The 23,480-nt window shown below is 55.7% G+C and carries 26 protein-coding genes and 1 pseudogene; 19 read left to right on the top strand and 8 right to left on the bottom strand.

What is annotated here, in order from left to right; translation table 11 throughout:
- Positions 1–2: 2 nt before the first annotated feature.
- The 9 genes from K5K95_RS21310 (at position 3) to K5K95_RS21270 (ending at position 5,518) form a co-directional block, all read left to right on the top strand.
- Positions 3–644 (top strand): hypothetical protein, encoded by a 642-nt coding sequence (locus tag K5K95_RS21310; protein WP_222585966.1) that lies wholly within the window; start codon positions 3–5, stop codon positions 642–644.
- 157 nt (positions 645–801) lie between these two features.
- Entirely contained in the window at positions 802–1,224 is a 423-nt protein-coding gene (locus K5K95_RS33660) for an Imm50 family immunity protein (protein ID WP_222585965.1), read from the top strand.
- A 245-nt stretch (positions 1,225–1,469) separates the two neighbouring features.
- On the top strand, positions 1,470–1,769 hold the full coding sequence (locus K5K95_RS21300) for a hypothetical protein (protein ID WP_222585964.1): 300 nt from the start codon (positions 1,470–1,472) through the stop codon (positions 1,767–1,769).
- A 382-nt stretch (positions 1,770–2,151) separates the two neighbouring features.
- Complete coding sequence (locus K5K95_RS21295) at positions 2,152–2,442, top strand: hypothetical protein (RefSeq protein ID WP_222585963.1); 291 nt, start codon at positions 2,152–2,154, stop codon at positions 2,440–2,442.
- 234 nt (positions 2,443–2,676) lie between these two features.
- On the top strand, positions 2,677–3,180 hold the full coding sequence (locus K5K95_RS21290) for a DUF2247 family protein (RefSeq protein ID WP_222585962.1): 504 nt from the start codon (positions 2,677–2,679) through the stop codon (positions 3,178–3,180).
- 56 nt (positions 3,181–3,236) lie between these two features.
- Entirely contained in the window at positions 3,237–3,587 is a 351-nt protein-coding gene (locus tag K5K95_RS21285; RefSeq protein ID WP_222585961.1) for a hypothetical protein, read from the top strand.
- Positions 3,588–3,624: 37 nt separating this feature from the next.
- Positions 3,625–4,050, top strand: coding sequence for a hypothetical protein (locus K5K95_RS21280; RefSeq protein WP_222585960.1), 426 nt, complete (start codon positions 3,625–3,627; stop codon positions 4,048–4,050).
- Positions 4,051–4,171: 121 nt separating this feature from the next.
- Complete coding sequence (locus K5K95_RS33205) at positions 4,172–4,936, top strand: hypothetical protein (protein WP_261398029.1); 765 nt, start codon at positions 4,172–4,174, stop codon at positions 4,934–4,936.
- A 276-nt stretch (positions 4,937–5,212) separates the two neighbouring features.
- Positions 5,213–5,518, top strand: a complete 306-nt coding sequence (locus tag K5K95_RS21270) for a hypothetical protein (RefSeq protein WP_222585959.1) — start codon at positions 5,213–5,215, stop codon at positions 5,516–5,518.
- A gap of 85 nt (positions 5,519–5,603) precedes the next feature.
- On the opposite strand, the gene K5K95_RS21265 is transcribed toward K5K95_RS21270, so the two are convergent.
- From K5K95_RS21265 to K5K95_RS21230, 8 genes are all read right to left on the bottom strand, one after another.
- Entirely contained in the window at positions 5,604–5,945 is a 342-nt protein-coding gene (locus K5K95_RS21265; RefSeq protein WP_222585958.1) for a hypothetical protein, read from the bottom strand.
- Positions 5,946–6,014: 69 nt separating this feature from the next.
- Positions 6,015–6,593 (bottom strand): hypothetical protein, encoded by a 579-nt coding sequence (locus K5K95_RS21260; RefSeq protein ID WP_222585957.1) that lies wholly within the window; start codon positions 6,591–6,593, stop codon positions 6,015–6,017.
- 86 nt (positions 6,594–6,679) lie between these two features.
- A complete protein-coding gene (locus tag K5K95_RS21255) occupies positions 6,680–6,847 on the bottom strand; it encodes a hypothetical protein (protein ID WP_222585956.1) in 168 nt (55 codons plus the stop codon).
- An 11-nt stretch (positions 6,848–6,858) separates the two neighbouring features.
- Positions 6,859–7,101, bottom strand: a complete 243-nt coding sequence (locus K5K95_RS21250; RefSeq protein WP_222585955.1) for a hypothetical protein — start codon at positions 7,099–7,101, stop codon at positions 6,859–6,861.
- A gap of 62 nt (positions 7,102–7,163) precedes the next feature.
- A complete protein-coding gene (locus K5K95_RS21245) occupies positions 7,164–8,243 on the bottom strand; it encodes a lipocalin-like domain-containing protein (RefSeq protein ID WP_222585954.1) in 1,080 nt (359 codons plus the stop codon).
- Positions 8,233–10,704 (bottom strand): ABC transporter permease, encoded by a 2,472-nt coding sequence (locus K5K95_RS21240; protein WP_222590385.1) that lies wholly within the window; start codon positions 10,702–10,704, stop codon positions 8,233–8,235. Before K5K95_RS21240 ends, K5K95_RS21245 begins: the two co-directional genes overlap by 11 nt.
- A gap of 1 nt (position 10,705) precedes the next feature.
- Positions 10,706–11,374 (bottom strand): ABC transporter ATP-binding protein, encoded by a 669-nt coding sequence (locus K5K95_RS21235; protein WP_222585953.1) that lies wholly within the window; start codon positions 11,372–11,374, stop codon positions 10,706–10,708.
- Between the two features lie 83 nt (positions 11,375–11,457).
- Positions 11,458–13,155 (bottom strand): sulfatase-like hydrolase/transferase, encoded by a 1,698-nt coding sequence (locus K5K95_RS21230; protein WP_222585952.1) that lies wholly within the window; start codon positions 13,153–13,155, stop codon positions 11,458–11,460.
- Between the two features lie 388 nt (positions 13,156–13,543).
- Between K5K95_RS21230 and K5K95_RS21225 the strand changes: the two are divergent.
- The 10 genes and pseudogenes from K5K95_RS21225 to K5K95_RS21180 form a co-directional block, all read left to right on the top strand.
- Positions 13,544–13,741, top strand: a pseudogene (locus K5K95_RS21225) (UDP-glucose 6-dehydrogenase); the annotation flags it as partial.
- A gap of 80 nt (positions 13,742–13,821) precedes the next feature.
- Positions 13,822–14,880 carry an NAD-dependent epimerase gene (locus K5K95_RS21220; protein WP_222585950.1) on the top strand — a complete coding sequence of 353 codons (1,059 nt, stop codon included), beginning with the start codon at positions 13,822–13,824 and terminating at the stop codon, positions 14,878–14,880.
- Positions 14,877–15,623: a sugar transferase gene (locus tag K5K95_RS21215; RefSeq protein ID WP_222585949.1), complete on the top strand. Its 747-nt coding sequence runs from the start codon at positions 14,877–14,879 to the stop codon at positions 15,621–15,623. Before K5K95_RS21220 ends, K5K95_RS21215 begins: the two co-directional genes overlap by 4 nt.
- Positions 15,624–16,271, top strand: a complete 648-nt coding sequence (locus K5K95_RS21210; protein WP_090182736.1) for a CpsD/CapB family tyrosine-protein kinase — start codon at positions 15,624–15,626, stop codon at positions 16,269–16,271. It abuts the gene before it with no gap.
- A 21-nt stretch (positions 16,272–16,292) separates the two neighbouring features.
- Positions 16,293–17,321: a polysaccharide biosynthesis/export family protein gene (locus K5K95_RS21205; RefSeq protein WP_222585948.1), complete on the top strand. Its 1,029-nt coding sequence runs from the start codon at positions 16,293–16,295 to the stop codon at positions 17,319–17,321.
- Positions 17,322–17,338: 17 nt separating this feature from the next.
- A complete protein-coding gene (locus K5K95_RS21200) occupies positions 17,339–18,931 on the top strand; it encodes a GumC family protein (RefSeq protein ID WP_222585947.1) in 1,593 nt (530 codons plus the stop codon).
- Complete coding sequence (locus K5K95_RS21195) at positions 18,928–20,016, top strand: glycosyltransferase family 4 protein (RefSeq protein ID WP_222585946.1); 1,089 nt, start codon at positions 18,928–18,930, stop codon at positions 20,014–20,016. The genes K5K95_RS21200 and K5K95_RS21195 overlap by 4 nt, the downstream gene beginning before the upstream one ends.
- The gene (locus K5K95_RS21190; RefSeq protein WP_222585945.1) at positions 20,013–21,380 is read left to right on the top strand and encodes an O-antigen ligase family protein; all 1,368 of its coding nucleotides are present in this window, start codon (positions 20,013–20,015) and stop codon (positions 21,378–21,380) included. The genes K5K95_RS21195 and K5K95_RS21190 overlap by 4 nt, the downstream gene beginning before the upstream one ends.
- The gene (locus tag K5K95_RS21185; protein WP_222585944.1) at positions 21,377–22,345 is read left to right on the top strand and encodes a glycosyltransferase family 2 protein; all 969 of its coding nucleotides are present in this window, start codon (positions 21,377–21,379) and stop codon (positions 22,343–22,345) included. Before K5K95_RS21190 ends, K5K95_RS21185 begins: the two co-directional genes overlap by 4 nt.
- Complete coding sequence (locus K5K95_RS21180) at positions 22,338–23,474, top strand: glycosyltransferase (RefSeq protein WP_222585943.1); 1,137 nt, start codon at positions 22,338–22,340, stop codon at positions 23,472–23,474. Before K5K95_RS21185 ends, K5K95_RS21180 begins: the two co-directional genes overlap by 8 nt.
- Positions 23,475–23,480 lie beyond the last annotated feature (6 nt).

Genomic DNA, 23,480 nt, shown 5'->3' with positions numbered 1-23,480 from the left:
CCATGAATTCGTTATATATTTGTGAACCAGGAATAAAATTATTGGAGCAGCCTGCGCACACTTCCGCTCCCGGCTTCACGACCATCTCGATACTTGACAAGTCTATTTCGGATATTTGGGCGACTTGGCAAGAACTTACAAAAACTTTAATCATTGATTGGCCTACAGCAGTCAAATGGCGAACGATAGGCCACTCACTTGAACAACACAAAGTTCAAGAATTACTCCTACGGAAAGAAATATCTAAAGACCTGACTTCAAATGACATAATTAAAAAAAATGAAAACACAAAAATATACTCATACGCACAACATATAAACCCAGGGGATGCCCTATTCAACCCCAACGAGCTAACACAGTACCGAAACACACTTTTACTTCTTATAAAATCAGCACCCAACTTAGATGAAATATGGAAAAAACTCAGCATTGCTGACAAGGGAGTAACATCCGACAATATATTTAGTTTTTTATGCAGCCAACGCGAGACGGTTATTGGACGATTCATAGAAAATGACATATATTCAGCCGCACAAATAATTTGTTCTATCAAATACAGCTCAAACATAGAGACTTTGTTGAACAATATGAACCTCCAAAAAATATCCGCAAGTGAGATACCTAAAGCCATTAAAAGTTTATAAATAAAAAAAGAGGACAAAAAAAAGGGGACGGATTTATTTTCACCACAGAAAATAAATCCGCCCCTTTTTTTTGCTGAGCACAGGAAACGGCCATGGCAACACCACCTTCCACCTTAGAAGCGTCGCCGGCCATTACACTTTTGAATGAGCAAAAAATATGTGGACATCTCTAATTTCCAACAAAAAGCAATGGACTTCTATTTTTGGGGATAAATACACGCCTAAAAGCCTCAATATCTCCTACGCGATCTTCAAGGACAACTCTATAACACTTAAATTATACGCTCCCATAGAGGAAAATAAACGCCCGAAAAAATGGCTAAACAACGGACACAACGAGTATGAATTTGAGTTATTATTCAACCAGGTATGCAATGTCAAAATTTCAAACTTTAGCTTTTATGGCCCCATACATATAGACATCACAAACAATGAAAACCAAAACGACATACATATAGAAATCAATAGCTATTGCAAACTTGCTTGTACAGCACAAAGAATTTCCGCGATAAATGTAAAAGCCTACCACAATGACAACTCAGCCCAATCATACAACTCAAGCATAGAATTTCAAAACTGAAAAAATAACGGATTCGCCCTCACAACATTTTTTGTATTTAAAAGAAATTGATCCCCTCCCTATTTGAGCCGAGAATTGCACTTGGAAATAAAACTACTGACATTGAAGAAAATCACCAGAAGAGTTCTTCCAGCGTTCTGGAACACGCTCTGGCCTAGACCCTAAAGCTGGCCAAGAGTACAAACCATCAGGTTCTATTACTTTAGAAACGGGACAATAACTCGACTGCTACCGGGAACAGCACCATGATTTTCAAATCAGGAGGTGAGGCTATCAAACCACATGAAGTAGGCTATAGAAGCCTTGGCTTTGGAGAAAACCCAGGGATTGAGACCACGAACTATGAATTAATGATAAACACAAAAGAACTGCCCGATACTTTTCTTAACAAAGCAGACTATTTTATTCAGCAATGCGAAGTCGATGATATACAACAAGGCGTTGCAGACATTGAAGACTTACAAAATTGGGGATACACGAATTTTGAATACTTAATCAAAAACAACCCACACCTGGCCAATACACTTTTAAAGGACTACCTATAGACTCATTATTTCCAAATTCAAAAAATCTAAAAATAGTAGTCAACAACATAAAAAGCACCACCATAAAAGACGGGCAAATTATGATATATGGAGAGACATTCCCCTTTGTCAAACCATAAAAAAAAGGGACAAAAAAAGGGTACGGATTTATTTTTTTCACCACAGAAAATAAATCCGTCCCTATTTTTACTTAAAAAGCACTAAACCAACTCACCGCTGAAGAGAAATACCAAATAGGCCGAGGACGCGGGAGAGATTACATAGAGACGGATGTACCTGAATCACAACTGGAGTGAGTTAAAAACCCAAGATACGGAATTTTAGAATTAACAATCAACGGAAACTTAAAACTAGAGAACCCAACGTTTACGAAGAGAAAACAATGCAAGACTCGAACAAAAAAATCATGATACCCGGAGAATCTGCTCTAGAAGCATTAGCAGAGATAGAATTCATCCTAATATCTCTACACAAAATGGGCAGCTATTATAGCGACAAACCTTTAGCAGACTACCAACGCGCGACAACCGAATTTATAGACAACGAAAAAATCACACAAAAGCTTGCCAAGGTGCGACGAATACTAAGCGAGGGATTCGATAATACGCTTGGTCCTGATGAAATGGACGATATAGAAAGACACATGGAAAACATTGAGTTCTGGAAACCCTAACCAGATCAACGAACCGAATTCGGAAACGCTCATCTGGCTCATGGGCGGGTCGGATCAAGTGTTCAGCACTTCAGTATTCCCGCTCAAGGGAAGGGACAATGAACGATAAACGCGGAGTCTTCGAATGGAATGTGAACTCGGAATTGAAATTAACACACCAGAGATTCATACCAGAGGGAAGAATAACTGGCACACCAAACCAAATCCCATCGAGAATGCCAAAGTAGGCTACGTATGAATGAATTATTGCTTGACGGCTCCTACGTATATGCACACGCACCCTGGTTAAACTGGAGCGAGCTTCTTTATGGGCTGGAGCACAGTTTTATAAACGAAAAGGGAGTATCTGAGTTTGCTTGCGAAGGTCTAACTGAAGAATCTTCACAAGAGGCCATTAGCCTTGCATCTTTATTACCGCAAGAAAGCTACTTGACACTTGATTTACTCCGCGAACTTGCTACCAAGGAACCCGCTACAGAAACAGACAAAGAAAAACCATGGATTTTTTTACTGCTTTCATTGTTATTTGACAATAAAAATAGCTACAGCGACCCATTAAAAATAGTGGAGCAGATATATTCAGACTTCAATTACCCCGAGGAAATTTCACCTCTAATTAGATACATGCCGGCATCAGAGGGCATCGAAGGATCTGAGGATCAGCTACTCAAGAACTGGGAAAACGTTTTATCAGACTATAATAGTTTTTTTAGTAGTCAAAACAGAAAGTCTTTGTAGAAATTGACTCCACCCCGTTTTCGGGAGTTGTAAAAAAATGAAAAAAAGCGGAAAAAATGGGACGGATTTATTTTCTTTCGTTGAAAATAAATCCGTCCCCTTTTCATATTTTGAAAATAAATCCGTCCCCTTTTTTTAAGGGCCATCCTGCCGAAAATGACGCATTTTCCGGAAAGGTAACTCCCGGAAAAATTGATGGCGTAGTAAATCCTGACGATCACAATTATGGAGGACATTCGGGAGACAGTCCCTATACTTCATGGACAAGATCACCTGATATCGCCAGGCAATTTGCGAAAGAGGATGGACTTATTCTGAGAGTTAAAATTGGCGCCCCAAAAGAAGGGGATAAGTGGTCATGGCAGTATTCGGAAGATCGTTGGGGGGGGAGCAAGAAGTTCTCTTGAAAGGACCCCGTAGCGGGGATATCGAGGTGTTTAAACCATGAATATATTAGATTTGTTACAGCAGAATTTTCATATCGCAGACGGCGGGATGAAATCGGCCAAACTGTTAAAAAAATCAACTGAAGAATGTTTCATTTTTAAAAACGATTACATCATAAAAAAAACTAGCGATGCGTATAAAAAAGAACTCACCACTCAAAAAGAAATTGCAAACACAACTTCATCGGTAATGCCGGGATTTGAAGAGCTTATAAATGCGCTTTCAAGTATGGAGCCTGACGCAATACTATCAATGCGTTTCATTGACAGTGCCAGTTGGGACGGTCGAATTTTTTATGACGAAGAAAATACATTTATTGGCGCAATAATTGGAAAAAAGAAAAATAAAAATTGGGAGACGCCCCCGAACTGGGACGGTTCAGAGGAAATGCTACGAACCTACAACGCACAAAAAGACAACTAAAAACCCTAATGAAACGGGACACCCATTAGCCGGTCTCCAGTCAAGGCTAAAGGGTTTCTTCTTTCGTTTAAGACCAGGAAATGGGACGGATTTATTTTCACACTTCCACACGGATCTACAGATGGACATTAAACATGTGCTATTCATCATTCTGGCTATTTTTTCTACGTCAGCAGCCGCCCAAGATATCAGGTTTGGATTTGTTAAAAAAAATCCGGACGGTAAAACTTATTTATATTCAACTCAGAAAATCAAAAGCGACGAAGGCATTTCAGTCCAATTCCCTGAAGCAGATGGAACCGCTGCTTGCTGCAAACCAACAAAGTCAAATGGCGAAAAACAGCAACAGGGCGATGTAACCGACCAACTGAACGAATCCGACATACACATCTACGAGCTCGACATTCAATACAAAGAACCTTTCATCGGCATAGCGATAGTTGGTAAAGACGCAAAGGAAAGCGAAACCTCAACCGTTGAAGTGAAGAGTCAAAGCACCGTGATTAGCACCTGCCTAAGCCAGGAAGGCGTCCATCTCTTCTCAAGAAAAAACGGAATTTTAAACGGTCACCTATATTTAAGCCTTGGATACGATCTGGAGCCGATGTCCATTTCTTGCGAAACGGAAAATCATGAATCCGTACCGACAGACGTCTCCAGCTACATCCAAAGCAGGGACAACTGCGACTCTCTACGCGGCAATATTCCAGAACCGGATCCCGCCGCCCGAGGGAATCTCGACCGAGTCATCAGCGATATCAATAAATACTGCAAGGGTACGGACCAGAAGCTGAAGCAGCTGAAAGAAAAATACTCAGGGAACGAGAGCGTTGAGAAGTTTCTCTCTACTTACCAAGAAAATATCGAAGCTGACATGAGTTTTTAAATTCACTCATCAAGGACGACAGTTGTGACATCTGAAAACATCACCCCACAGATATGGCTATCCGAAACCCCGCCGAGTTCGGGCGAGTCAGCGCCGCCAGCGATGCTGAAGGGCTGCATAGATGAAAGTGAATGCACAGGAATCGAGCTTTACAACAGGCGACTATCAAAGCTGATTAATGATGGCGGACCAGCCAATTTAGAAAATCTTTAACATAAAGACTTCCGAAAAAAGCGATCAAATAGACGGATTTTTTTTCATGACGGACGCCCACCGATGCCTTATCCCAAACTGAAACATGCAATTCAGCGCGCCGGCTTTACCATTACCGAATTCTCAGATCAGCGAGCATTTTTCGGCTGTTGGTCACTCACTGTTGAAGGTGATGGACATAGCTACTTGATCGTCAACGAAGGACGTGAGGGTTGGATGATGTTCTATCTTAAGGAAACGGGTGGGGAATTTATTGAACTCGATAAGAAAGAATCGACCGGGATGGACGATGCTGACAGGGCGATCCAATGTCTTATCTGGCTTTTCGGCTCCTGCCCACTTCAGGAGTGCAAGGTTCGAAATACTTAAAGAAAGGGGACGAATTTATTTTCACGACCGCTACGAGCCTCACACAAATGACAGCCCTTCCCTCCCACACATCCACGCGCCCGAATCAGCCCCCCCCAATTACCAAAAAACAAATTATCACCCCAACACAATAACCACCCCGATTATCGACTAACCGGTCAGCTTTTTGATCAATGGCTTTGTTGTACAGAAGGACAAGATCAAACGACAGGCACATACCGCGCCCCAAGAAGGTGTTCGCCCAGTGTAATGGCCTTGGCAATCCATGCACCGGTAAAGAGCCCTGCCACTGGGCGAACGAGAAATATTCTAATTGATGTTCTTGAAGTTGTCCGCACACACAACCATGAATTTTATCGATACCACTTTTATTAAATGTCGTTCCAAATATTATTCTGAAACTTTCTAAACCCACCAGTTCGACCATTAAAACTGATTGTTCTTATACAAAAAATCTGTACAAGAACAATCAAACTTATAGAGCTAATGCTCAACTTCAGTGTTTGCTGGTCACTTTCAGTGTATCGGTGTAGGTCACGATGACACTCTGGCCAACTTTCAGGTCTTTCAATTTCGCTTGTATTTCGGGTCTTACGACATCAACGGTTTTGGATTGGCCGGCCGGGTTTTGGAAGGTGACTTGGTGTTTCTTCACATCGATTTTGGTGATTTTAAGCTGGACTCGTACCTGGCGGTAAGCTTCACCGCCCGGGTTTTCGCTGCCGGGGGCGGCGCGGACTTCGCCGGCGCGTTCGACAGTGCCTGGCAGGCCTTTGTCGATATCGGTGTCGAGGGAAGCCGCTACGGAGCGGGTGACTTTGACGTTAACTTGATCGCCGACTTTCAGTTTGCCGAGATTTTTTGCCTTGTCGGTCAGTTGCACATGAACCTGATTACCTTCAGGTCCTTCCAGGACGACTTGGTGGGCGGCAGCGTCGACCGAGACTACTTTGGTGGTGACTTGGTCTGCCTCCACAACGGCAGACAGCGGGATCTCCGCGGCCATGGCGCTGAGGCTGGCGGCGGACAGTAAGGTTGCGAGGGTGATGGCTTTGGTCAGTGCGTGGAGTTTCATAGGCGATACATTCCCTGTGATGGATGGCAGCAGACGGCTCTGGCCCTTGGGTCAGTGCTGTCTGTGCAAATCAGCATAGACGCTGATCAGGGCGTGTTCGCAGTTTCTTGCGCGGTGGATTCGCCGCTTTCTGTGCCTTTGCCGCTGTCCTTGCGTCGGTTCGGGTCGGTGGGGCGCAGGGCGTCGTTGTCGCGTTCGACTTCGCCCGGTGGGCGTGGCTCGTCAGGGTTTTCGGTATCCGGTGTGGGGTTCATGGCGGGTCTCCTCAGGCGTCGGGATCGTCAACTTCTTGGGCGACGTTCACGGCGGGCGAGTCTTTGTGGGATTGTTCGGCCTTGGCCTTCAAGGCCTGCCACTGTTCGAGGTCGATGGCGCCCTGCCCCAGCAAATCATCCGCCACCCGCAGCAGTTCGCTGTAATGGGCGTCGGGGGATTGCTGCCAGTAGGCCTTGTCTTCGAACAGGCGCTGCCAGGTATCGAGGTCAGGGGGTTTGAGGTCGTCGCTCATGACGGGCTCCAGTGAACAGGCTTCTTAACGTAGGAGGCCGTCGCCCGAGCGAGAGTTCCGCCTCAATACCCGGTCATTTCAAGGTAGCCCGTGCCGCCGCTGAATTGCACCGGGCCTTCCCAATACGGAATGCGCAAATCCATCCAGGCATTAGGGTTGAGGGCCTTGATCGTGACATCGAAGTGTTTGCCGGGGATTTTGATCGACCAGCTTACCGGCATCGAACGCCCGGCGACGTTGGCGGTGTCTTGCGGGGTGAGGATGATGTCGTCGGCGTGCAGCAATTGCGTCTGGCCCTGGGCGTCGATCCAGGTACCGGTCAGGTAAGGCGCGCCGTCCTTTTGTCGCATGCGGTAGAGCATCACCTGTTCGCCGCTGTCCAGGTGCAGGGAAAACCAATCCCAACCGGTTTGATTGGCGGTCAGCGGCTGGCTGCTCCACTCGCGGTCGAGCCAGGCCGGGCCGCTGACTTGATAGGTCTTGCCGTCAATAACCAACGCGCCACTGGCCTGGAAAAACGGCTGGCTGTAGTAATACGACGCCTGCCCTTGTTCGGATTTCTGACTGAAACCCTTGTCCCCTTGAAGCACCAGCGGTCGTGTCGACGTGAGCCGCAATTGGTAGCTGAAATCCTTGTCCCGGGCACTGAGTTGCAGATCTGCCAAGGCATCGGAACCCTGACTGCTGAACCGCCAATCATCGATCCACGCATTGAAGGGCGCGACACTCACGCCCGCCTGACCGACGCCGCCACGGGCATAGCGTTCGGCCGCGTGATGGACCGTCGCCGAAGTCACCGCCGCATGCCCCAGCCAAATTGTCTGGTTGCCCCACCCCGACTGCTCCGCAACAGCCTTCAGCGCGCTGCGAAACAACGTCCATTGCACGCCGAACTCGCGGCCCTGCTCATCCTTGAGGTTGGCCGTGACGTACCACCATTCAATGCGAAAGCCGTCATGCGGCCCATGATCCGCCGGGAAGCTGAAGACCCGACCGGGCACCACGGGGGTGAATACCGAAGCCTCGCCACCGAGGCCGGCAAAACCTTTCTCGGCAGGCACCGGCTTATCACAGCCGCTCAACAACGCCAATGACAACGCCAATAACAATCCCAATAACGGCAAGCCGACCTTAATCCTCATGCGCAAAGGTCCTCAGCAGGTCCGCCGGTTGCGTGCGATACAACGTATACAGCGGCCAGGCCGACGCCAGCAATGTCGCGAGCAATGCCAGCCCCATCAACTGCAACAACTGCAGCGGAAACACCCGCAGTGGCAGTCGCCAGCCAAACGCCTGCACGTTGATCACCGCATTCAGACACCACGCCAGCGCGATGCCCAATGGCAACGCCAGCACCAGCGTCAACACCGCCAGCAGCCAGGTTTGCCCGAGGTTGAGCAGCATCAATTGCCGCCTTGTCACGCCAAGCGCCCACAATGGCGCGAGTTGTCCGAGGCGGCTCTGGCTTTGCGTCAGAAGACTGATGAACAGCGCCACGCCGGCAACGGCAAGGGTCAGGCTGTTGAGCGCAGCGGTGGCGGCGAAGGTGCGTTCGAACACTTGCGTGGACCACCCCTTGAGCCGCGCCTGATCGACGATGCGACTGTCGTCCAGGGCGAAGCGTGCTTGCAGCGTTTTCAGGAACCCGGGGATCAACGCCGGTTCGATGCGCAGGTTGAATCGATTGGGCGTGAGCTGCGGCCAGCCGCGCAGTAGGTGATCGACGTTCACCAGAATGTGGCCTTTGGGATTGCCGTAGTCGGCGTAGATCCCGACGATTCGTGGCGACCACGGCCCGCCCGATGTGGGAATGGTCAGGTGATCGCCCAGACGCACTTTCAAACGCCGGGCCAGTTGCTCGCTGAGCATCACGGCATCGTCCTTGGCCAGGCGATCCCACGGGTTGTCGCCCAAGGACTCCAGCAACGGCCAATGCTGGCGATAGGTCGGGTGATCGATCACCCCGAAGATATCCGCCGGCCAGCCCTGCAATTGGATCGACACCTGCCAGCTTGGCAATACGGCGGTCAGCGAAGGCTGCTGTTTGAGCCAGGTATTCAGCTCTCGAGACTGAGACGGGTTTGTCGGATTGATGTAGAGCTCGGCGGTCAGACGTTGTTCGAGCCAGTTGCTGAAGGTCTGGCGGAAGCCGGCGGTCATGCTGCCGGCACCAATGTTCGCCGCCAGCGCCAACAGCAACGCCATCAGGGCCAGGCTCAGCGCGGGTAATTGCTGGCGGCAATCGGCGACGAACCATTGACCGAGCACCGAGTGGCTGCGGCTCAACGCCAGGTTCAAGGCGGCATTGAGCACCACCGGCAAGGCCAGTGCCGCACCGATCAATAGCGCCGCCATCAGCACGAATCCGCTGGCCAGGCTGTCACCCCAGATCAAGGCGCCGAGTGCAATGACTGCGGCAATTGAGGCGACCCATCCCTGGCGCCGTAACCAGCGCGCGTGGGCCTGATGCCAGGCTTGCGGATTGGCCAGGGCCAGCAACGGCAGACGCGCCGCCCGCAACAGACTATTGGCCCCGGCCAGCAACGCACCGAGCAAACTCAAGCCGATGCCGCTGAACCACCACCAGGGACTGAGGCTCAACTGCCCCGCCACTTCGGCGCCGTACAAACCGCGCAGGCTGGCGGCGACATCCGGCAGCAACACGCTGGCCAGCAAGTAACCGCTGACGACGCCGGCCAGGCCGCCGATCAACGCCAGCGCCCCCAATTCGACGGCGAGGCCCGCGATCAACATGCGTGCGCTGACACCGCAGGCGCGCAGGGTTCTGAGCAGTCCTCGGCGTTGCTCCAGCGCCAGACCGATGGCCGCGTGAACGATGAACAAGCCGACCACGAAGGACAGAAACCCCAAGGCATCGAGGTTCAGGTGAAAGCTCTCGGTCAAGCGCGAAAGGTTGTTCTCTTCACCGCTGGTTTTGAGCTGCAACTGCCCCTTGTATCGATCGGGTAATGCCGCGTTGAAATCCTTCGGCAACAGCAGGCGTGAAAGTTGATCCGGCAGGCCCAGAATCTGCTGGGCGAAGCCGATGTCCACCAACAGCACGCCGGGCGCCATGTCGGTTTGCACATGCAGCGGCGGCACGGTCACACCGCTCTCGTTCTCGGGCTGATCGCCTTCGTGCAAGCCCAGCGCCTGCAAGGTTTGTGGGGAAATCCAGGTGCTGCCCGGCGGGCTGAAAAACGCGACGATCTGCTCGATCGCCAACGCCCGCCCCGCCACGGCAGAACCGGCCGGCAGCGACACCGGCTCGATACCCATGAGCTGCAATCGCTGATCTTCGTGGCCCTTGAGGATCAATCGGCCTTGCAGCACCGGCGACACCGGCCAACCTTCGCGACGCAAATCGACAAACAGCGCCTGAGGAAAAGTCCCGCCGCCCGGCGCACTGAGGCTGGCTTGCGGCTCGCCACCGATCAATTGACTGGCCCGGGCGTAACTTTCCCGCGCCTGGCTGTTCAGCGCCTGCACACCAGTCAGCAGACTGGTGGCGAGCCAGAGCCCGGTCAGCACACTGAAAAATTGCACCGGATGCTGTCGCCAATGGCTCAGCAGCGCCCGCAGCGTCTCGCCAAAAACGCGCACTTCAGCGCTCGTCCGCGCCAGCCAGGAGGCCATGGTGCAACACCACTTTTTCCGCCAGCCGCGCGGCAACGCGGGGGCTGTGAGTGACCATCAGCAACGTAGTCGGGCTGTCGTCGAGCAGTTCCAGCAACAACTTCAAGACTTCATCGCTAGTGGTTTCATCGAGACTGCCGGTGGGCTCATCGGCCAGCAGCAGTTTCGGCTGCGATGCCAGGGCGCGGCCCAACGCGACACGCTGTTGCTGCCCGCCGGACAATTGCTCGGGATAACGCCGCAGCAACTCGCCCAACCCCAGTCGCTGCACCAGGTGCGCCTGCCAGCGCGGATCATGCCGCCCCGCCAGACGCGCCTGAAACGCCAGGTTGTCCTCGACGCGCAGACTGCCGATCAGGTTGAACTGCTGGAACACCAGGCCGATTTCGGTTCGCCGCCAGTTCGCCAGTTGCCCTTCGTTCATCTGGTCCAGCCGATGTTCACCGCTGCGGATGCTACCCCGATCGACCTTGTCCAGCCCGGCGATCAAGTGCAGCAACGTGCTTTTGCCGCTGCCCGACTCGCCCATCAATGCCAGGCTGCTGCCGGGCTTCAGCGTGAGGTCGATGCCTTGCAGCACGGGCAATGGACCTTGCGCAGTGGCGTAGCTTTTGAAGACGCCTTGGACCGAAAGCATGGGGGAGGCTCGCTGAAGTCAGTGCGCCTAGGATAGCGGACGGCACTGGCACCGCGTTATCGTTCTTGTTAGCCGATCTAAGCTCACTCCCCCGCCGCCACACTCGTCGGCGCCTGCGAAGGCGTGACAATGCTGCCCAGATCAATATGCTTCCACTCAGGTTTGGCACCCAGCCGCGCATTGAACCGATAGTTGAAGGTGAACTCGTCTGCGGTCGGCACGCTCAACGGTTTGCCATAAACGGCCTCGACACCCGCCAGGTCATACCCCATCAACTGCAACAGCGTCGGGAAGATGTTGTAGTGGCTGGAGCGATCCTTGTTCGCGGCCAGCGACTTCTGCCAGTCGAGGGTGCGCAACTGATCGCCTTGAATCACCACCAACGGCACCAGTCCTTCCTCTTCCACCGGGTCACCGCCGCAATGGGTGTTCAACCCGGGATTACCTCGTTCATGCAGGTCCTGCCCATGATCGGAGGTGTAGATCAGCAACGCATTGCGCAGGTCCGCCTGGGCGAACACCCGTGAGAAAAACTCCCCGACGTTCCACAGCACGGTGTTCTTGTAGGCGTTGCGGTACAGCATCCAATCGTCCGGCTGGCCATTGAAACCATCGCGTTTGCCGGTGTCCGCCACCTCGACAAACTGCCCTCGCGGCAACGTCGGACGGTAGGCCATGAATGCATCCGGGTATTTGTCGTGCACCGGGAAATGCGCGCCGACCTTGTTGATCACCACCAGCTCCGGTTTGCCGTCATTGAGCAAGTCGATCAGCTTCGCCGCCGCCGCCATGTCGCGATCACGCACGCTGGTCTGGTCGAATTGCACGAACTCGTCGATGTCCTTTTTCTCGGCCTCGCTCATCAGGTTCTGCAGGTTGCCACCGGTGCGCTGGGCGTCGATGTATACGGTGCGAAGGCCAGCCTTCCTGGCGTACTGCCAGATCGACGGCTGTGTGGTGTTGATGCGCATGTAGTCGGCGCGCGTGCCGCCATAGCGCAACGTGACGTTGGTGTCGGCGCTGCAATTGGCAATCGAGGCGGCGTAACCGTAATTGAAGATCTCGACGCCGGGGCGCGGTTCCTTGAGATTACTGTGCACACCAAACGGGGCATTGATGTCCAGGTAGTTGCCGGAAATGCTCTCGTCGATGACCAGCACAATATCGTGATCCACCGCCTGTTCGTTGCGCGCCAGGCGCACCGGCTCACGCGGGCCAACGGTGTTGTGCAGGGCTTCATAGGTAAACAGATTCAGATACGCCAACGGCGTGTACATGATCGGCAAGCCTCGGGCGCCCTCGCCGGCCCGCACAAACAACACCGCACTGAGCAACAACACCCCAAGCACCGGCGCTGCAACCAGCATTGCGCCCGGCAGCGGCATCCGCCGACGCGGCTTGAGCCCGATGCCGAACAGCAGCAGCAAGCCGCCGACCACCCCGCTGATGAGCGCGTCGCGATACTGGTACGCCGCGTCCTGAATGAACCCGGCGGAATACACCAGCGACACGAAACTGCTGTAAGTCAGGTAATCGGCCGTGACCCGCGTATAGACGTCGAAAAAAACCGCCGAGACGAACATCACCAAGGCAAACAGGTGGCGAACCAGCGTCTGGCGGATGTAAGCGGTCATGAACAGCGCCACTGTCAGCACGACAAACATCGCACCAAACAGCACGACCGCGAAACCAACCCCCATTGCACTAAGGCGTTCCAGGTAATAGTCGTAATTCTTGAGCAAATAAAGAACTAACAGCAGTTCTTTTAAGTATCGAATCATAGTTTTTCCGGTGCTCGCGCCAGGTCGTTGGCCAATAGATTGTCAGCCATTTTTTGACACTAGCACCGGGCCATCAAAGCGCAAGAAATGTCGGACTTTTTCAAAAAGCGTCAAAAAAACGTTGACTCAAATCTGACACACTCGATTGGCTACAACCCGCGTGTTTCATGCCCTACGACCGTTTATCGCTTTCTTGGAAATGTAAAAAACCCGTCAAAACCGCGGCAAATCCAGCAGCGGCAAGCACTTGATGGCAAAACGCCCCAAAAATGGGCCTGTTATAGCAGCGCAACATGTCATTTTGCTGACACGTTTTCCCAATGCTGGGCTATACCCCTTTTGACAGTCTTATTTCCGATCTTTCCACCGTCTTACGAGGCACGCCAATATGGACGTGAGCGTATTTGGTACGGGCTACGTTGGCCCGATAAAAGCAGAGGCACTGGCCGATGTCGGACATCGTGTCCTGTGTGTCGATATCGATCCCGAAAAGATCCAGCCACTGCAACAAGCCCTGCCAAAGATCAGCGAACCAGGGCGGTCCGGCACGGTGGCAGAGAACAAAAAGGCTGATCGCACCCTGTACATCCCGGAACAGGTAGCGGCGGCCGGTTTGCACTACAGAGGCATCGGCCTTGGGCCCATCGCTCCCGAGGCACTGCGACCATGAAGATACTTGTCACCGGAGCTGCCGGTTTCATTGGTGCCCATTGCGTATTGCGACTGATGCGCGACGGCCACGATGTGTGCGGCCTCGACAATTTCAACGATTACTACGACCCACAACTCAAGCACGACCGTGTGTGGTGGGTGCGGGAGCAGGTCGGCCATTTCCAGCTCGCAACGGTTGACCTGGCCGACGGTCCGGCCATCGAAGCCCTGTTTGTCCGTGAAAAACCCGAAGTAGTGATTCACCTCGCGGCCCAGGCCGGGGTGCGTTACTCCCTGGAAAACCCTCGGGCTTACCTCGACAGCAATCTGAACGGTTTCCTCAACATTCTCGAAAGCTGCCGCAACCACCCGGTCAAGCACCTGATCTACGCCTCGTCCAGTTCGGTGTACGGCGCCAACCAACACACTCCTTATTCGGTGAAGGACGGCGTCAACCATCCGCTGTCGTTGTACGCCGCCACCAAGAAAGCCAATGAACTGATGGCCCACAGTTACAGCCACCTGTTTGGCGTTCCTTGCACCGGCCTGCGTTTTTTCACCGTGTATGGGCCCTGGGGCCGGCCGGACATGTCGCCCATCCAGTTCGCCCGGGCCATCGCCGAAGGCAAGCCTCTGAAGTTGTTCAACTACGGTGAGCATCAGCGCGACTTCACCTACATCGACGACATCATCGAGAGCATCGCTCGCCTGATCGATCGCCCACCGCACGCCAACGCCGAATGGGACCGCGAGCAACCGGACCCGGCCAGCAGCATGGCGCCGTGGCGCATCTTTAACATCGGCGGCCAACACCCGGTTGAGCTCAAGCATTACCTGGCGCTGCTGGAAAAACACCTTGGACAAGAAGCCCTCGTCGAGTTGCTACCCCTGCAACCGGGCGATGTGCTCAACACCTCTGCCGATGCCAGCGACCTGGCTCAGGCAACCGGATTTCAGCCTTGTATCGAGCTGGATGAAGGACTCGGGCGCTTTGTCGCCTGGTTCTGCGATTACTACTCACTGCCTGTCGCCCATGCGCCGCTTGCGGCTGATCTTCAGCGGAGGACTCTATGACTGGACTAGAAAAAGGTGTGCCGATCAACCAGATGCGCCGAGACAAGCGCCTGGACCCCGAGCACCGAATGCGCCTTGACTCCGCGATCCACATGCAGGGTCGCGGCTGGATGACCGGTCGCGATGGTGGTCGGCCCTGGACGCTGTCGCGCACCAACCGTGTTGTTGCCTGCATCGGCGCGTTGATGATTCTGCTGCTGCTCTCGCCTTTGCTGCTGGGCCTGGCACTGGCGATCAAGTTCAGCAGCCCGGGGCCGGTGATGTTCGTACAGAAACGCACCGGTTACCGCGGTCGCAAATTCGGCATGTACAAGTTTCGCACCATGGTGGCCAACGCCGAGGAGCTCAAGGAGTCGCTGCGTCACCTGAACAAACACGGTGCCGACGCCATCGACTTCAAGATCGACAAGGACCCGCGCATCACCGGTATCGGCGGCTTCCTGCGGCGCAGCAGCCTGGATGAGCTGCCCAACCTGATCAATGTAGTCATGGGCGACATGCGCCTGGTGGGCCCTCGGCCAACCTCGTTCAACGCCTATCGCTACAAGGACAATCACCTTGCACGCCTGAGCATCTACCCCGGCATGACCGGTCTTTGGCAGATCTCCGGGCGCAGCAATATCGACTTCGACCAGCGCGTTGAGTTGGACCTCAGCTATATCGCCGAGCAGAGCCTCTTGCTTGATCTGAAGATCCTGTTGAAAACCCCCTTTAAAGTATTTAGCGGCCACGGAGCGAGTTAAATGGACGGTTCATCAGCCAAAAGCCTAAGCATCGCAAACCCGAGCGAGTCCAATCTGACTTCGACCGTGCTCGATCAAGATCTGCGGATCCTATTCCTGACCTCCGCCAACCCCGGAGCAGGCACAACCACCAGCGCCCTGGCGCTGGCCACCCAGCTGGCGCAAATGAGCAGCGGCCAAGTGCTGTTGATCGACGCCAGCCAGTCGGCGACCAACCTCACGCAGCAACTTGGGTTAAGCAAGGAGCGCGGTTTTCGCGACCTGGTGTTCAACACCCAGAGTCCGCCGCTGCTGCAGGATTGCGTGCTGCAAGTTGCCAGCCTGCCGTTCCACCTGCTGCCTAACGGCAAATATGTGCGCGGCAACGAACACCTGACCGCCGAACGCCTGGGCCCTCTGCTCGATCAGCTCGGCAGCCAGTACCGCTTTGTGGTGATCGATGGCGACGCGGTGTATTCCGCCGCCGACACCCTGGTCATCAGCACTCAGGTGGACGGCGTGATCATGGTCGTTCGCGCAGAAGACACGCGCTGGGAAGTGGCTCAGGCGGCGGTCCAGCGCTTGACCCAGGCCGGGGCAAAACTGGTCGGCAGCGTGTTCAACCGACGCAAGTACTACATGCCCAAGTGGCTGTACAAAAACCTGTAAGCATCAGAAAAGGATGACGACATGAACGCCAAAATGCTTGTCCTGCTGTTGCTGCCGCTTGCAGGCTGCACCAGCAATACCGAAACCCAGCACATGCCGGTGAATATCCTCACGGCCTCACCGGCCAACGCCCAGGCCACCGACATGCCCAAGGTCGAACAGACCTTGCGGCCCCAGGATGTGCTGGACGTGATCTTCCACATCAGCACCAGCGGCTCGGATGCCTACCGCATCCAGTCCGGTGACCAGATCGGCCTGAATTTCACCGCCGCCAGCCAGCTCAACGGCAATCAACTGGTGCTGCCCGACGGCAGCATCGAACTGCCAGGCGCCAACACCTCGGTGAAAATCGCCGGGCTGACCTCCGAACAGGCGCGTGAGGAAATCCAGCGCGCCTATCAGCGCAAGCAGCTGTTCCAGCCTAATCGCAATCAGCTGTCCGTGCAGGTCATCAGCCCGCTGAGCAATGAGTCGAACCTCAAAAGCGCCCTCAACCACCCGGCTACCGGCATGAGCCGGGAGATCACCGTGGGCACTGACGGCTACGCCAGCTTCCCGGAAATCGGCTCGGTGCCGCTGCAAGGCATGACCGTCAATCAACTGGAAACCTTCCTCAATCAACGCTACGCGAATCTGCCAGGACGGATGACCGTCGACGTGATGCTCAAGTCCACCGCCGGCAACGAAATCTATGTGCTGGGTGAAGTCGGCCAACCGGGTTCCTACCCGATCCGCCGGCCGGTCTCGGTGCTTGAGGCGCTGACCCTGGCCCGTGGCAGCAACACCAAGGCGCGGCTCGATTCGGTGATGATCATGCGCCGCAATGGCAACCAGGTGCAGGCCGTGCGCTACGACGTCGAAAAAGCCCTGGCCGGTGATGCGTCGCAAATCGCCTACCTGCAACCCGACGACATGCTTTACGTGCCCAAGACCAAACTGGCCAGCGCCGGTGAGCTCGCGCGGCAATTGGCGGATGTGGTGTTGTTCCAGGGCGTGGGCTTTAGCTTCGGCTACCGCGTCGACAACAAAGACAGCAATAACAACAACTGACTCTCAGGTGACCTGACATGAATCCAAAGGAAAACTACCTGCACGAGTTCTTCAGGATCTTCTTCGCCAACAAGCAGTTGGTGAAGCGAGTCTTCCTGGTCTTTGCAGTGATCGCCCTGGTCTTGCCGCTGATGCTCAAGCAGAGCTTCGATATCACCGCCCAGGTGATCGTGCAGTCCAAAAAACTTTCGCAGGGGGACGCCACCACATCCCTCACTCAAGACAACGCCACCTTTATTCCGCCTTCGCTGGCGGACATGGAAACCGAGAGCAATATCCTGCGCTCGCCTGCGTTGATTCGACAGACCATCAGCGAGTTGCGCGACAAGGGCGAGTACACACCCGCCCCCAGCCTGCTCAATAAACTGGTGAGCCAGCCCTTCAAGCGCTACATCACCACCCCGCTTCGCGAATACGTGATCAACCCGGTGAAAACCGCGTTGGGCATGGAAACCGATCCGGTGCGTGACACGACGCTGGATGCGCTGACCCAGGAAGCCGTCGACAAGCTCAAGATCGAAACCCTGCCTGGCTCCAACGTGATCTCGATCATCTACAGCTTTGGCGATCCGCATCAGGGCACGCAGTTTGTCGCCGCCTTGCTGCAAAACTACCTGGCCAGTCGCCAGGAACTGCAATCGATCGACCTGCCGCAAGCCTTCTACGAAACCAAGAAGCATCAGTATCAGGTGCGTCTTGATGGCCTGGAAGGTACTCGGCTGGCATTGCTCGAAGGCGTCGGCTCGGCGGATCCGAAGGAAGAAATCACCTTTCGCCTCAACGCCATCAACACCGAAGAGCAAGCGCTCAACCTGTATCAGGACCGCCGGTTGCAGAGCCAGCGCTGGCTCGACTACCTGAAAAGCAGCCTGGCTGCGGCGAGCAATTCCAAACTCAACGACTACACCTTCCCCTACACCTTCACCACCACTGTGGACAACGTGGCATTCGAAGACCGCGAGATCAAACAGATGGGTGAGGCGCTGACCACTCAGGTCAGCCGCTACATGAACGATCTGGCGATCTTCCAGCCCGGCAGTGAACCGATGCTGCTGACCCGCGAGCAGATTTCCCGCACCCGCCAGCAGTTTTTGAAAGTGGTAAGCAACCGGATTCAGGAACGCACCAACGACCTGGCGATTGTCAGCTCGGTGATCGACCAGAAGACCGCGCGCATCGCCGAGTTCAAGAATCGCATTCACCAGTTGCAGGAAGCCCAGAGCAAGCTGCGCCAGATGGACACCGAGATCGATGCCTTGCACGCGGCATTCTCCACCTACGCCCAGCGCTTCGCCGAAAGCAGCACCGCTCGCTCGCTGGACAACGACTTGTCCAACGCACGGGTGCTCAGCCCACCGTATGAACCGACCGACGCGGCGTTTCCCAAACCGTTCCTGATCATTCCGTTCGGCCTGTTTACCGGTCTGCTGCTGGCCATTGCCCTGGTCTACGTGCGTGAGTTCTTCGATCATCGCTTCAAGCATCCTGCGCAAATCACCCACGAACTGGGCTTGCCGGTGCTGTTGGTGATCAACGATCAGGACGTGGAACCGGTCAATCCACATGGCAACTGGTCCGTGCCTAGCCTCGTGCATTGGGTGCGCAATTGAACGCGCCGCTCATCCCTTCCCTGCCGATCATTCATTTGCTCAGCAGCGGCGGCTTCTATGGGGCTGAGCGGATGCTGCTGGACCACTGCCTGGCGACACCGGGGCAGCATCAGGTGCTGTTTCTCGATGCGCCGCCGGAACTGATCGCGCGGTTTCGCCAGGCCGGGGTCGATTGCCAGGGTTGCGCAGGGCTTGGGGAGCTGCTGACGCATTTGCGCCAGCGCCGGGCCGAACAGCCGTTGATCAATACCCACAACTTCAAGGGCCTGTTGTTTGGCTGGGTCGGCGCAACGTTGTTGCGCCTGCCGCTGGTGATCACACAGCACGGTTTTACCCCGCGCAGTCGCAAACAGAAGTTTTACACCTGGCTGAGCCTGCAACTGTGCCGCACGGCGTCGGTGAATCGCGTGGTCTGCGTCGCCGAAAGCATCGCCGTGCTGTGCCGCCAGGCCAGTGTCCGCGCGGAAAAACTGCAGGTGATTCCCAATGGTCTGCCGGCGCCCACCGCTCCTCTGCCCCACAGCGTGACTCGCCAGCGTCGGCTGGCCGGTTACGTCGGACGGCTGAGCAGCGAAAAAGGCCCGGACCTGTTTCTCGATGCGCTGATTCCACTGTGTCAGCAACACCCGCAACTGGACGCCGTGATGCTTGGCGACGGCCCGGAACGGGAGAGTCTGCTGGCGCGAATCAACGCCGCCGGTTTGCAGGACCGCATCACCCTGCCGGGTTACCAGACGGACATGGCGGTGTGGTGGCGGCGACTCGATGCGCTGGTAATCAGCTCGCGCACCGAAGGCACGCCGATGATTCTGCTTGAGGCGATGCAGGTCGGCGTGCCGGTGGTGGCATTTGCCGTCGGCGGGATTCCCGACGTGCTGCAACATCGACACAACGGCCTGCTGGCGACACCTGCCGACAGCGCCGCCCTCGCCCATCAGGTTGACACCCTGCTGACGGAACCGGTACTGGCACGGACGCTGATTGACAACGCAAGACGTACGCAACTGGATCGCTATGACCTCAAGGCCCTGGCCGAACGCTGGTCGCAGCTTTATATCCGTACAGCACGGGAGGCACGCGCGTGATTTTTCCGCTCTCGATCGTCAGTTTGCTCGGCCTGGTCTGCCTCGCTTTGTTGGCCAGCCCTTATCCGTATCTGGCACCGGGGGCGGTGCTGGGCCTGGTGGGTGTCACGCTGTTTTACCGCAAACCCACCTGGGGTTTGCTCGGGATCGCCGCGCTGGTGCCGTTCGAAGGGTTCTTCAAGGACAGTTCGCTGTCGGGCACCAAGTTCCTCGGTGCGTCACTGGCCGTGATCCTGATGCTGCAACTGGCCATCCACCAGATTCCGTCCGAGCGTCTGCGCAGCAACCTGTGGCGCTACCTGGTCTGGTTCATGGTCTTGTACTTCCTGAGCCTGCTCAATACCGATGACCTGGGCATGTCGTTGGGGCATTTGCGTGAGCTGAGCGTCGGCCTGGTGCTGTTTGTGATCACCCTGCTGATCGGCCGCGAATTGAACCTGGACCTGTTTGCCAAGTTCGTCACCCTCAGTGTCACGATGACCTGTGTGCTGGCCATGTTCTCCAGCAAATATCAGGACCAGGGACGGGCCGCCGGCCTGCTCGAAGACCCGAACGCCTTTGCCATGCTGATCGCTTTCGCGGTACCGCTGGGCCTGTTGCTGGTGGTCCGCAGCCCGAATTTTTTGCACCGGTTGTTCTGGGGCGCGTGCTGCATCTTGCTGTTGGGCGGCATGACCAAGACCGAATCCCGTTCGGGCCTGGTGGTGCTGTTTCTCAGCCTGGTGATCGGTGCCTGGCACTACCGCACCGAGCTGACGCGTATTCGTCCGCGGCATCTGGGGTTCGCCATGCTTGGCGTGGTGCTGGTGATTCCGTTGGCCATTGCCGTGATGCCGGCCGGTTATGTCGCGCGCATTCAGTCATTGAGCATCTTGAGTGCCGGGGCCAAAAGCCAGGACGAATCCCTGGGCCGCCGCGCTTCGTACATCGTGGTCGGCAGCCAGATGATCCGCGAGAACCCGTTGCTCGGCACCGGCCCCGGGACCTTCCCGCTGCATTACGCCACCACCGGTTACGCCAAAGCTTTCTCCGCCAACCGCAAAGTCGGTGACTTGTACCGCCGCGCTCACAACACCTACCTGGAAATCTTCAGTGAACTGGGGATTCCGGCCGGCCTGTTGTTCGTCGGCATGCTCGCCCTCGGCTTGTACAACCTGATCCGCGCCCGTCGCCTCTGGATGCAGCGAAACAATCGCGAAGAGGCAGACATGATGACGCACCTGGCCATGAGTTTTCTGTCGTTGACGCTGTTCTTGATGTTCCTCAGCGCACCCAACCAAAAGTACGTGTGGATCATGCTTGCCCTGACCAGCGTGCTGCGTTTGAAAGCTGAAGAACGCCCATTTCCGGAGGCCAAGGCATGAGCCGCATCAGTATTGTCATTCCGATGTACAACGAAGCCCGGCACATCGCGCGGACCTTGCTGGCGGCGCAAAAAGCCGCGCATGCCGCCAGTCTCGAGTGCGAACTGATCGTGGTCGACAACGGCTCGCAAGATCAGGGCCCGCACATTGCCCGCCAGTTCGGCGCTCAGGTGCTGGTGCAGCCGGGGTTGCTGATCGGTGCCCTGCGTAATCGCGGGACCGCCGTTGCGACCGGCGAATGGCTGGCCTTCATCGACGCCGATGTAGAAATGCCAGAGGACTGGCTGACCCGTCTGATCGCACTCGAAGCCAGCGGCCAGGCCGACGTGTTTGGCCTGGACCTGCACACGCCAGCCCAGGCGCCCTGGTATGCCACCGCCTGGCAGCGACGCACCTTGCGCCCTTCCAACCATGCAACTCGCGTGGTGGACTGGTTGCCCAGCTCCAACTTGCTGATGCGTCGGCATTGGTTCGACAAGGTCAACGGGTTTGATGAAAGCCTGCGCACCGGCGAGGACAAGGACTTCACCTTGCGCCAGCATCACGCCGGCGCGCGGTTGCTGGCGATCAATGAATGCGTTGCCCTGCACTGGGGCTATGAAGCCAATTGGAATGAGTGGATGGGCAAGGAAATGTGGCGCCAGGGCAGCCACTTGCAACTGCTGCGCACCCATGGCGTGAGCCTGCGTTTACTGCGTTTCCCGCTGCTCTCGCTCAGTGCCTGGGTGCTGGACTTGCTGGCGCTCTCGGCCTTGCTCGACGGCTTCCCTCACCACGCCGCCGTCATGATCTCGCTGTCCACCCTGCCGGCGCTGGTCATGAGCCTGCGCCAGAGCCACGAGCACCGAAACCCGTTCTTGTCCCTGCAACTCTGGGGCCTGCACTGGGTACGCCTGCACATCGCCGGCGCGGCGTTCATTCTTAGCCTTTGTCAGTGGAATGCCAGGAGACCTGCCCGTGGCTGAATTCATTTTCTGGTTGTGCCTGTTACTTCCGGTGTATGCCTACCTGGGTTACCCACTGCTACTGACGCTCTTGTCGCCATTGTTTGAGGCGCGAAGTCACACGGTGCCGCTGCCGATGAACGTGAGCATCGTCATTGCCGCCCACAACGAGGCGCGGCACATCGAGCACAAGCTGCGCACCCTGCTCGCCCAGGACTATGAGCCCACGTCACTGCAAATCATTCTGGCCAGCGACGGCTCTACCGATGACACCGTGGCCTGCGCCCACAAGGTCGTCGACCCGCGCATCACCGTGCTCGACCTGCCCCGCCAGGGCAAGGCGGCGACTCTCAATGCCGGCGTGGCGTTGAGCACCGGGGATATCCTGGTGTTCACCGATGCCGACAACCAATGGTCGCGCGACACCCTGGGTCACCTGCTGGCGCCGCTGAGCGACCCGCAGGTCGGGGCCTGCGCCGGGCACATGGTGATCCCGGTCACCGGCGGTGGCCTGAGCATCGGCGACAGCCTCTATCGACACTACGAAGGCTGGCTGCGCCGTGTGGAAAACCGCACCGGCTGCATGGTCTCCGCCGACGGCGCCCTGCTCGCCTTGCGCCGCGAGTTGTTCCAGAACGTGCCAGCCGAGGTCAACGATGACTTCTTCATCAGTACCTGCGCGCCGGTGGCGTTCAAACGCATTGTCTATGTGCCCGAAGCGCAAGTGATCGACCACGGCGTCGACGAAGCGGACAAGCAATTTCGTCGTCGCCAGCGCGTCACCGTCGGAGGACTGCAAAGCCTGGCCCAACGCAGCGAGCTGCTCAATCCGCTGAAGCATGGCCTGTATTCGATCGCACTGATCAGCCACAAGTTGATTCGCCGACTGGCGCCGATCCTGTTGTTGCCGCTGTTACTGAGCAATTTCTGGCTCTGGGAAGACCACGGTTTCTATCGGTTGAGCCTGATCGCGCAACTGTTCGGTTACACCGTGGCCATTGCCGGCCTGCTCGATTCGCAACACCGTTTACCCAAACCCTTTCGCCTCGCCGCGTTCCTGCTGGTGACCCTTGTCGGCATGAGTATCGGCTTGTGGCAGTTCCTGCGTGGCCAGCGGTATGCCCAGTGGAATCCCGAGCAAAATCGTTGAAAGGAC

This window comes from Pseudomonas sp. DR48 (assembly GCF_019823085.1).
Taxonomy (GTDB): Bacteria; Pseudomonadota; Gammaproteobacteria; order Pseudomonadales; family Pseudomonadaceae; genus Aquipseudomonas.
This window is presented reverse-complemented; position numbering and strand designations above follow the sequence as displayed.

Excerpts from the sequence above, each read along its gene's own strand:
- K5K95_RS21230 (WP_222585952.1), bottom strand. The coding sequence starts at position 13,155 with ATGATTCGATACTTAAAAGAACTGCTGTTAGTTCTTTATTTGCTCAAG.
- K5K95_RS21280 (WP_222585960.1), top strand. The coding sequence starts at position 3,625 with ATGAATATATTAGATTTGTTACAGCAGAATTTTCATATCGCAGACGGC.
- K5K95_RS21260 (WP_222585957.1), bottom strand. The coding sequence starts at position 6,593 with ATGAAACTCCACGCACTGACCAAAGCCATCACCCTCGCAACCTTACTG.
- K5K95_RS21255 (WP_222585956.1), bottom strand. The coding sequence starts at position 6,847 with ATGAACCCCACACCGGATACCGAAAACCCTGACGAGCCACGCCCACCG.
- K5K95_RS21310 (WP_222585966.1), top strand. The coding sequence starts at position 3 with ATGAATTCGTTATATATTTGTGAACCAGGAATAAAATTATTGGAGCAG.
- K5K95_RS33660 (WP_222585965.1), top strand. The coding sequence starts at position 802 with ATGTGGACATCTCTAATTTCCAACAAAAAGCAATGGACTTCTATTTTT.
- K5K95_RS21295 (WP_222585963.1), top strand. The coding sequence starts at position 2,152 with ATGCAAGACTCGAACAAAAAAATCATGATACCCGGAGAATCTGCTCTA.
- K5K95_RS21215 (WP_222585949.1), top strand. The coding sequence starts at position 14,877 with ATGACTGGACTAGAAAAAGGTGTGCCGATCAACCAGATGCGCCGAGAC.
- K5K95_RS21270 (WP_222585959.1), top strand. The coding sequence starts at position 5,213 with ATGCCTTATCCCAAACTGAAACATGCAATTCAGCGCGCCGGCTTTACC.
- K5K95_RS21250 (WP_222585955.1), bottom strand. The coding sequence starts at position 7,101 with ATGAGCGACGACCTCAAACCCCCTGACCTCGATACCTGGCAGCGCCTG.
- K5K95_RS21185 (WP_222585944.1), top strand. The coding sequence starts at position 21,377 with ATGAGCCGCATCAGTATTGTCATTCCGATGTACAACGAAGCCCGGCAC.
- K5K95_RS21200 (WP_222585947.1), top strand. The coding sequence starts at position 17,339 with ATGAATCCAAAGGAAAACTACCTGCACGAGTTCTTCAGGATCTTCTTC.
- K5K95_RS33205 (WP_261398029.1), top strand. The coding sequence starts at position 4,172 with ATGGACATTAAACATGTGCTATTCATCATTCTGGCTATTTTTTCTACG.
- K5K95_RS21220 (WP_222585950.1), top strand. The coding sequence starts at position 13,822 with ATGAAGATACTTGTCACCGGAGCTGCCGGTTTCATTGGTGCCCATTGC.
- K5K95_RS21265 (WP_222585958.1), bottom strand. The coding sequence starts at position 5,945 with ATGGTCGAACTGGTGGGTTTAGAAAGTTTCAGAATAATATTTGGAACG.
- K5K95_RS21210 (WP_090182736.1), top strand. The coding sequence starts at position 15,624 with ATGGACGGTTCATCAGCCAAAAGCCTAAGCATCGCAAACCCGAGCGAG.
- K5K95_RS21290 (WP_222585962.1), top strand. The coding sequence starts at position 2,677 with ATGAATGAATTATTGCTTGACGGCTCCTACGTATATGCACACGCACCC.
- K5K95_RS21285 (WP_222585961.1), top strand. The coding sequence starts at position 3,237 with ATGGGACGGATTTATTTTCTTTCGTTGAAAATAAATCCGTCCCCTTTT.
- K5K95_RS21245 (WP_222585954.1), bottom strand. The coding sequence starts at position 8,243 with ATGAGGATTAAGGTCGGCTTGCCGTTATTGGGATTGTTATTGGCGTTG.
- K5K95_RS21235 (WP_222585953.1), bottom strand. The coding sequence starts at position 11,374 with ATGCTTTCGGTCCAAGGCGTCTTCAAAAGCTACGCCACTGCGCAAGGT.
- K5K95_RS21300 (WP_222585964.1), top strand. The coding sequence starts at position 1,470 with ATGATTTTCAAATCAGGAGGTGAGGCTATCAAACCACATGAAGTAGGC.
- K5K95_RS21205 (WP_222585948.1), top strand. The coding sequence starts at position 16,293 with ATGAACGCCAAAATGCTTGTCCTGCTGTTGCTGCCGCTTGCAGGCTGC.